Source organism: Cyanobium sp. BA20m-p-22 (assembly GCF_024346275.1).
Lineage (GTDB): Bacteria > Cyanobacteriota > Cyanobacteriia > PCC-6307 > Cyanobiaceae > Cyanobium_A.
In genome coordinates, this window is sequence record NZ_JAGQCQ010000158.1 from 1 (window position 1) to 8,247 (window position 8,247).

Below are 8,247 nucleotides of genomic sequence, written 5' to 3' on the forward strand. Positions count from 1 at the left end.
CGTTATCGGCAACCCTCTGAGCCCCTATGCCGTCACCAAATATGTCAACGAGCTTTATGCCGGAGTGTTTGCACGCTGCTTCGATTTTAAAACCATTGGCCTACGCTACTTTAATGTATTCGGCCCCCGCCAAGACCCCAACGGAGCCTATGCCGCCGTGATCCCTAAATGGACCGCCGCGCTGCTGAAGGGAGAGCCGGTCTACGTAAATGGTGATGGCGAGAACAGTCGGGACTTTTGTTTTGTCGACAATGCTGTACAAGCCAACTTGCTGGCTGCAGCCACGCAAAATCCACAGGCACTTAACCAAGTTTATAATGTAGCGGTTGGCGACCGCACTACATTGAATCAACTCTATGGGCACCTACGAACTAGCTTGCTAGCACTCAGCTCTGGGAGCAAGTTATGCCAAGCTCTTTCAGCAAGTGAACCTGTGTACCGTGATTTTCGTGAGGGCGATGTGCGCCATAGCCAGGCTGATATCAGCAAAGCTCAACAACTCTTGGCTTTCAGTCCAACACACAGCATTGACCAGGGCATCAGTGCAGCAATGCCCTGGTATTTGCAGTTAGCTTTCTAGATAACAGCTACCAACGCTACTAGTTTCTCGGTGCAGTAGAGCCGTTGAAATTCAGGAGCCGAGAGATTATGACCTCATCTGACAAGCCTGAGACCTCTGATACCCCTGATACCCAACCTTCGGGGGCTTTTTTATGACAACCACCCTCCCTCCCCTCTTCAACTGCCCAGTGGCCATGATCGGTCTGGGCTATGTGGGGCTGCCACTGGCTGTGGAATTTGCAAAGCTCCAGGCCTGCAGGCGCACGGGCAACCCCCTAAAGCACCGAGTGATCGGCTTTGACATCAACAGCCAGCGACTGGATGAGCTGCGCTCAGGCCACGACCGCACCCGCGAGAGCAGCTCTGCCGAACTCCAAGCAGCGAAGCTACTGGAGTTCACAAATGATCAGACCCAACTCGCCACAGCCGATGTATTCGTGGTGACGGTGCCCACGCCAATCGATACCGCCAAGCGGCCCAACCTCACCCCGCTGGAAAAGGCAAGCACCACGGTGGGCCAGGCACTTAAGGCCCGCGCTGAACTTCAGGCACAAAACGGCCAGGCCCAAACCACACCGCTGGTGATCTACGAGAGCACGGTGTATCCGGGCGCCACAGAAGAGGTGTGTGTGCCGATCCTGGAGCAAGAATCTGGCCTGCGCTTCAACGCCACCGAGCCGGGAGCGGGCTTTATGTGTGGCTACAGCCCCGAGCGCATCAACCCGGGAGATATCGAGCACAAGCTCACCAAGATCATCAAGGTGACCAGTGGCAGCACGGCGGAAGCGGCGGCCTGGGTGGATGGCTTCTACGGCTCGATCATCGAGGCAGGCACCCACCTCGCCCCAAGTATCCAGGTGGCTGAGGCGGCCAAGGTGATCGAGAACACCCAGCGGGACCTCAACATCGCCCTGGTAAACGAGCTGGCGATCATCTTTCGCCAGCTGGGGATCGACACGCTGGATGTACTCGAAGCCGCGAGCACCAAGTGGAACTTCCTGCCCTTCCGGCCGGGGCTGGTGGGCGGCCACTGCATCGGTGTGGACCCCTACTACCTAACCCACAAGGCCGAGCAGGTGGGCTACCACCCGCAGGTAGTGCTAGCGGGCCGGCGCATCAACGACGGCATGGGCCGCTGGCTAGCTGAGCAGCTGGTGCTGGGGCTAGCGCAGCGGCGCCAGGCGGTGGTGGGCACGCGGGTGTTGGTGCTGGGGCTCAGCTTCAAGGAGAACTGCCCGGATTTGCGCAATACCAAGGTGGTGGACCTAATCCGGGGCCTGGAGCGCTACGGCATGGAAGTGGAGGTGGTGGACCCGTGGGTGGATGCCGAGGAGGCGCAACGGGAATATGGCCTAGGCGTGCAGGCCGCCATTCCTCAGCAGGGCCGCTATGGCGCGGTGGTAGCCGCCGTGGCCCACCGGCAGTTCACCGAGTTCACGGCTGACCAGTGGCGCCTGCTGCTGGTCAGCAACGGCGTTTTGCTCGATCTAAAGGGCATACTGCCGCGGGAGCTGGGGGCACTGCGGCTGTAGGGCTGATGTTGGATCAGACCTATTGGGGGCCTGCGGCAGCTCGCCGTGGGTGGCGCCATTCCCAGATCTAGGGGCCAACCTTGCTCTGGCGCTCAAACCTGGCGCACTTTTAATCACAGCAGACAAACAATTAGCCAAGGCAGCTTGTGGGCATCGACAATCTCAATCCCTACTACGACCAAGCCAAGCCCCAGGGCACTGCGGGGCAGGGGCGGCTTGAGTAGCTAGATATTTCTGCCTACGTGCAGAGCAACCTGCCCTTCTGTGAGCGGCAGCCGGTGAACCACCCGGTGAGCTTGTATGCGGCCATCCAGCACGCACCGCTTCCCTAAACGCCTCATTCACAACGCCTGGTTCACCCCTCTGATTTGCAACTGTGCAGGAATCTGTACAAGCTGTACAGATTGAGTGAGGCGCCCAAATTGCCATGGCTTCCCCCTGAGCCGCCAGGCACACCAGCCCGAACGCGCCACTGAGCCTCCTGCCGCCAACAAAGCCCTACTCCCACCAGCTCCCGCACGGGCTGCAGCCCTACCCGCAAGCTGCGGCTACCTTTTCGCCAACGAGCGCCCGCAGCGAGTGAACACCGCTCACTGCTGCCCGGCTCAGCCACCGCCGCCACCGCGCTGAGCCTGGACCCAGCCGCCCCCGGCGATCAGCTCTATCGCTTTGAAGCCCTTGAAATCAAAGAACTGAGCCACCGCCTCGATGGCGTGCTCTGGCCGAGGGAAACCACCGGCTGTTCTGAAACCGGCAGCCCCGAATTCCCGGTGGTGCTGCTGGAGGTGCAGATGCAACCGGATTCAGGCTTCCAGCACCGCCTGGCAGCGCAGAGCTGTCGGTTTCTGCAAAAGCACCCGCAGGTGGAGCATTTGGAGGTGGTGGTGATCACACCACACCGGCGGATTAGCCTGGGCCCCACCAAGCTGCCCAGACTCCTGCAGGTGCTTCTGCAGGAGGTGCACTGGATCAACCTGGAGGAGCTCAGCCAGCAGGCAGATCTCGACCCCCTGCTCAACCTGCTCACCCTGCCAGTGCGGCCCGAGAGCGAGCTGGCGGCCACCAGCCAGCAGATCCTGGCCAGGCGCCCTGATCTAGACACGGTTGTGCTGCCTATGCTGGTGCAACGGTTTCCCCAGCTCAGCGAGGCAGAAATCATGGTGATCGCCGGTATCCCCCGCGAAGAAATCCGCCACACCCGGGCTGTGCAGGACTGGCTTGCCGAGGGCCGCCAGGAGGGCCTGCAGGAAGGCGAAGCCAAAGGCCGCCAGGAAGGTGAAGCAGCCATGACCCTCCGCCTCCTCAACCGCCGCTGCGGCCCCCTCAGCGAGCCCACCACCGCCCAGATCCAAGCCCTACCGCTGGAGAAGTTGGAAGCCCTGGCCGACGCCCTGCTCGACTTCCAGGGCCAGGCAGACCTGGCCGCCTGGCTGGCCGCCAATACCACCAACCCCGCCTGACGTCGCATCAGTAGGCCGAGTCGTGATCGGGGTAGAGCGACAGCAACCGCAGCGAGGGGCCATCGCGTCAGGCCACGGCCCAGGCAGCTTTGGCTGATCCTCAGCGAATACAGACGTTCACCCGCAGGGCCCTGCCGGTTCTGTATCAGCTCCGAGCGCAGGCCCTTGCTTTACAAAGCGGCCTTGGGCTCGGTACCGCTTTTGACTCTCCCCCTCTGGGTGGCGGTGGCTTTTGCAGCCAGCATGGGGGCCGGGTTGTGGCTGGCCAGCTTGAATGTGCAATATCGCGACTTCAGGTATGTGGTGCCGTTTCTGGTGCAATTTGGCCCTTATGTGAGCCCGGTGGGTTTCTCCAGTGCGATCGTGCCGGCCAAGTGGCAGCTTCTCTATGCGCTCAACCCGATGGTGGGGGTGATCGAGGGGTTCCGCTGGGCAATTATTGGCCGAGGGGCTTAGATCAACCCGCTGGGTTTTGGCTTGTCGATGGCGATCGTGCTGCTGTTGCTGGTCACCGGGATTCGCCAGTTCCGGCGCATGGAGAAGCGGTTTGCGGATGTGATCTGAGCGCGCGGGATCTAAGCCTCGTATCACCCGCCGGCGTCATTTGGGGCTAGTATCGACTCAAATGACGCCGGCCGGAGCGTTCTGCCCTTGGCACTTGCGATCCCTGTTCCCACGCGCGAAGAAGCCCCTGAAGCCAGCTTGGGCCAAGCCTTCTGGCAACGCGCTGCCGAACTCGGCGCCCTGGATGAGCAGCAGCGCTTGGCAGCGATTGAGCAGGGCTGGAGCAGCAGCTGGCTGGCGGCCCTGCGGCAGCACCTGCACCTCAAGCCGGCAGACCTGGAGCCATTGCTGGCCCTCTCGGAGGCCACGATGGCTCGCCGCAGCCGCGAGCAGGCGGCCCTGGATCTGGTCGCCTCCGAACGACTGGACCGCCTGGTGGAGGTGATCAGCCTGGCCTACGGCGTGTTTGAGCAGCCAGCCAGCACCGAGGCCTGGCTCAAGGCACCCCACCCGCTGCTCCATCAAGCAAGGCCACTGCAGCACTGCCGCACCGCGATCGGCGCGGGCCAGGTGCGGCGCCTACTGCAGGCCCTGGAGCAGGGCGCCCCGGTGTGAGTCAACCGTTTGGACAAAGTGTGTGATTAGTGCCTGGCGGCTGAGCAAGGCCCGCTACGCCGGAGATCTCACGGGCCAGGGAGCGGCGCGCGATGACCAGCGCTGGAACCAACCCGGGCAGCGGGCGGTGTATCTGGGGATGACGCCCGAGATCACGGTGCTGGAGGTACTGGTGCACCTCAACGGCGTCCTCACCGCCCCGCTGGTGCTGTGTGGCTACGACGTACCCGATACACCGGGCCTGATCAAGGAAGTCGATCCCAATGCCCTGCCGGAGGGCTGGAACGCCGCCCCCCATGGCCAGGCCAGCGCCGCCTTTGGCGGCGACTGGCTGCGGGCCGGGCAGCAGGTGGGCCTGGTGCTGCCTTCGGTGGTGGTGCCCCAGGCCCGCAACCTGCTGCTCAACCCCCAGCACCCAGCGATGGCGCATGTGGCGCTGGTGCACCAGGAGCCCTTCCAGCTAGATCAACGGCTGGGCTGACCCACCCTCTCTCTTTTTTCATGACCCCCCACCCCCCTGCATGAGCGATTCCGGCGTAGTGATCCGGGTAGAGAGGCTCGACAAGAAGTACTCCCTCCATCACGAGCAAGGCGAGCCCACCACCGCTCAGATCCAGGCCTTACCAGTGGAGAAGTTGGAAGCCCTGGCCGACGCCCTGCTCGACTTCCAGGGCCCGGCAAACCTGGCCGCATGGCTAGCCGCTAACGCCTAGCCCCCCTCCGATTCGCAACTGTGCAGGAGTTTGTACAGCTGTACAAATTCGAGGAGGCGCCCAAATTGTCATGGCGGCTGGCTTCCCCCTGAGCCGCCAGGCTCCCCAGCCCGAACCAACCACTCAGCCGCCGCCCGCCAACAAGGCTCCAGACGCAACAAGCTCCGCACGGGCTGCAGCCCCTTGACAACTGCACAAACTGATTCAGGTCAAAGGCCAACGCGCCAAGGGCATGCCAACAGTTCTACGCAGCGGGCCACCTCACATTCATGTGGACCGCGATCAATCGTCCTGCAAGATCTGGCTATCGCCAGTGGCCATGAGCAGCAATCTGGGCTTCAGCGCCCGAGAGCTCCGCGAGTTCGAGCGGCTTGTCCAGCTCAACGGCGTTACGCTGGTGAAGGCATGGCGAGAGTTCCATGGCTAACCCTGGCGAACGCATCACCACCGTGCGCTGCACGGACGACGAGCTGGTGGTGTCGCTGGCCGACGGGCGCTCGATATCGGCTCCCCTGGCCTGGTATCCGCGCCTGCTGCATGCCACTGCCGCCGACCGTGACGCCTGGCAGATCGCCGGTGCTGGCTACGGCATCCACTGGCCCAGCCTCGATGAAGACCTGAGCGTGGCCGGCCTGCTGCGCGGCGCTCCCGCACCACGGCAGGCCCTGCCTCTCGCCTGAACCGCCGACTGACTATTCAGCCCCGCTGCCCAGGCAGCGGGGCTTCTTGCTGCCCACCCGCACCCCTCTATGCCCACCCCCCCACCAACCACCCCAGCGCCAGACCCCAGCCTGCGCCAACTCCTCCGCCAGCTCTGGAACCACCTGGGCCGCCGCCGCCGGTTGCAGCTGGGGGTGTTGCTGCTGGTGATGCTGGCCAGCAGTGTGGCTGAGGTGCTGAGTCTGGCGGCGGTGCTGCCGTTTCTGGCGGTGCTGGCCAATCCCGAGGGGCTGTGGAACCAGCCGCTGGTGCAGCAGTGGGCGCCGCGGCTGGGAATAGCCAGCGCCCAGGAGCTGCTGCTGCCGATCACGATCGCTTTTGCGGTGGCGGCCCTGGCGGCCGGCGTGATCCGGCTGCTGAACCTGTGGCTGAACGGCCGGCTGGCGGCGGCGATCGGCTCAGACCTGAGCTGCGAGGCCTACCGGCGCACGCTGTATCAGCCCTATGCAGTGCACCTGGAGCGCAACAGCAGTGAGCTGATTGCTTCGATCAGCTCCGATGTGAACCGGGTGATCAGCCAGGTGCTCAATCCGCTGCTGCTGCTGTTGAGTTCCGGCCTGATAGCCCTCAGCTTGGTGGCCACCCTGGTAGCGATCGACTGGACCATTGCCCTCGGGGCCGGGCTGGTGGTGGCGCTCGTGTATTTGGCGGCCATGGCCGCCAGCCGCCGGCCGCTGCAGCAGCTGAGCCAGCGCTACGTGCACCTGAATCGTGCGCTGGTCCAGGCGCTGCAGGAGGGGCTGGGCGCCATCCGCGATGTGCTGCTGGGAGGCACCCAGGCCTTCTATGCCCGCACCTACCGCCAGGCCGACCAGCCCCTGCGCCGCGTTGGCGCTGATGCCACGTTCCTGAGCACCTATCCGCGCCTGGTGCTGGAGCCGGTGGGCATGGCGCTGATTGCGGTGGTGGGCTACCTGCTGGTGCGTCAGCAGGGGGTGGCGCGGGCGTTGCCGCTGCTGGGGGCGCTGGCGCTGGGGGCCCAACGGCTGCTGCCGGTGGTGCAGAAGGTGTATGAGGGCTGGGCCCAGAGCCGCAATGCCAAGGCCAGCCTGGCCAACGTGCTGCAGTTGCTGGACCAGCCCCTGCCGCCTGGCGGCCAGCTGCCACAGCCTGCCCCGATGCAACTGCAGCACAGCATCCGGCTGGATGCTGTGCACTTCGCCTATGCCCCGGAGCTGCCCGCCGTGTTGCAGGGCCTGAGCCTGGAGATCCGCCGCGGCGAGCGGCTGGGCCTGATCGGCAGCACCGGCAGCGGCAAGAGCACGATGCTGGATCTAATCATGGGCCTGCTGCAGCCCACGGGCGGGCGAATCCTGGTGGATGGCGCTAACCTGCACGACCCAGCCCAGCCACAGCGGCTGCAGGCCTGGCGCGCCGCGATCGCCCACGTGCCCCAGAGCATCTACCTGGCGGACAGCTCGATCGCCGAGAACATCGCCTTTGGCCTGCCGCCCGATCAGATCGATCGGCAGCTCGTGCAGCAGGCGGCGCAGCAGGCCCAGGTTGCCAGTTTCATCGAGAGCAGCCCCAAGGGCTACGACAGCTTCGTGGGGGAGCGGGGCATCCGCCTGAGCGGCGGCCAGCGCCAACGGATCGGCATCGCCCGGGCGCTCTACAGCCAGGCCCAGGTATTGGTGTTTGATGAGGCCACCAGCGCGTTGGATACGGCCACGGAGCAGAGCGTGATGGCGGCGATCGAGGGGCTGAGCCGTGAGCTCACGGTCGTGTTGATTGCCCACCGGCTCAGCACGGTGGAGCGCTGTGATCGCGTGATCCGGCTAGCCCAAGGCAGGATCGAAGCCCAGGGTTCACCCCAAGAGATTCTTGCGAGATATTGAAGGATGACGATCCATCCCCAAGCTTTTCTTCATGAGAGTGCCCTTGTGGATGAAGGCGTATCCATCGGACCCGGCACCAGACTGTGGGGCTTCACCCATCTCCTAAGCGGCGCCCAGATCGGAGCCGACTGCAACATCTGTGAGCAGGTGTTTATCGAGAGCGACGTGGTGGTGGGTGATCGGGTGACCGTGAAATGCGGTGTGCAGCTCTGGAATGGGCTGCGCGTGGAGGATGATGTGTTCATCGGACCAAATGTGACCTTCACGAACGATCTGTTTCCGCGCAGCAAGCTCTATCCGGAGA

At 63.9% G+C, this 8,247-nt stretch carries 10 protein-coding genes and 1 pseudogene; all 11 read left to right on the forward strand.

Annotation, left to right across the window (positions count from 1 at the left end; genetic code table 11):
• Positions 1 to 580 (forward strand): NAD-dependent epimerase/dehydratase family protein (locus tag KBZ15_RS13450; protein WP_255015728.1); only part of this gene is annotated, 580 nt, incomplete at its 5' end.
• A 133-nt stretch (positions 581 to 713) separates the two neighbouring features.
• A complete protein-coding gene (locus KBZ15_RS13455) occupies positions 714 to 2,093 on the forward strand; it encodes a nucleotide sugar dehydrogenase (protein ID WP_255015729.1) in 1,380 nt (459 codons plus the stop codon).
• A gap of 713 nt (positions 2,094 to 2,806) precedes the next feature.
• On the forward strand, positions 2,807 to 3,553 hold the full coding sequence (locus KBZ15_RS13460) for an Rpn family recombination-promoting nuclease/putative transposase (RefSeq protein ID WP_396123486.1): 747 nt from the start codon (positions 2,807 to 2,809) through the stop codon (positions 3,551 to 3,553).
• 201 nt (positions 3,554 to 3,754) lie between these two features.
• Positions 3,755 to 4,009 (forward strand): ABC transporter permease, encoded by a 255-nt coding sequence (locus KBZ15_RS13465; protein WP_255015730.1) that lies wholly within the window; start codon positions 3,755 to 3,757, stop codon positions 4,007 to 4,009.
• A 246-nt stretch (positions 4,010 to 4,255) separates the two neighbouring features.
• On the forward strand, positions 4,256 to 4,672 hold the full coding sequence (locus KBZ15_RS13470) for an antitoxin Xre/MbcA/ParS toxin-binding domain-containing protein (RefSeq protein ID WP_255015731.1): 417 nt from the start codon (positions 4,256 to 4,258) through the stop codon (positions 4,670 to 4,672).
• 22 nt (positions 4,673 to 4,694) lie between these two features.
• Positions 4,695 to 5,153, forward strand: a complete 459-nt coding sequence (locus tag KBZ15_RS13475; RefSeq protein WP_255015732.1) for an RES family NAD+ phosphorylase — start codon at positions 4,695 to 4,697, stop codon at positions 5,151 to 5,153.
• Positions 5,154 to 5,193: 40 nt separating this feature from the next.
• Complete coding sequence (locus KBZ15_RS13480) at positions 5,194 to 5,385, forward strand: DUF4351 domain-containing protein (RefSeq protein WP_255015733.1); 192 nt, start codon at positions 5,194 to 5,196, stop codon at positions 5,383 to 5,385.
• Between the two features lie 232 nt (positions 5,386 to 5,617).
• Complete coding sequence (locus KBZ15_RS13485; RefSeq protein ID WP_255015734.1) at positions 5,618 to 5,812, forward strand: DUF4160 domain-containing protein; 195 nt, start codon at positions 5,618 to 5,620, stop codon at positions 5,810 to 5,812.
• Positions 5,805 to 6,065, forward strand: a complete 261-nt coding sequence (locus KBZ15_RS13490) for a DUF2442 domain-containing protein (protein ID WP_255015735.1) — start codon at positions 5,805 to 5,807, stop codon at positions 6,063 to 6,065. The genes KBZ15_RS13485 and KBZ15_RS13490 overlap by 8 nt, the downstream gene beginning before the upstream one ends.
• A gap of 69 nt (positions 6,066 to 6,134) precedes the next feature.
• A complete protein-coding gene (locus tag KBZ15_RS18575) occupies positions 6,135 to 7,943 on the forward strand; it encodes an ABC transporter ATP-binding protein (RefSeq protein ID WP_315859892.1) in 1,809 nt (602 codons plus the stop codon).
• 3 nt (positions 7,944 to 7,946) lie between these two features.
• Positions 7,947 to 8,247: pseudogene (locus tag KBZ15_RS13505) on the forward strand (N-acetyltransferase); the annotation flags it as partial.

Bases quoted from the DNA above. Each gene is read 5' to 3' on its own strand.
- KBZ15_RS13455 (WP_255015729.1), top strand. From the start codon at position 714: ATGACAACCACCCTCCCTCCCCTCTTCAACTGCCCAGTGGCCATGATC.
- KBZ15_RS13480 (WP_255015733.1), top strand. From the start codon at position 5,194: ATGAGCGATTCCGGCGTAGTGATCCGGGTAGAGAGGCTCGACAAGAAG.
- KBZ15_RS13485 (WP_255015734.1), top strand. From the start codon at position 5,618: ATGCCAACAGTTCTACGCAGCGGGCCACCTCACATTCATGTGGACCGC.
- KBZ15_RS13490 (WP_255015735.1), top strand. From the start codon at position 5,805: ATGGCTAACCCTGGCGAACGCATCACCACCGTGCGCTGCACGGACGAC.
- KBZ15_RS18575 (WP_315859892.1), top strand. From the start codon at position 6,135: ATGCCCACCCCCCCACCAACCACCCCAGCGCCAGACCCCAGCCTGCGC.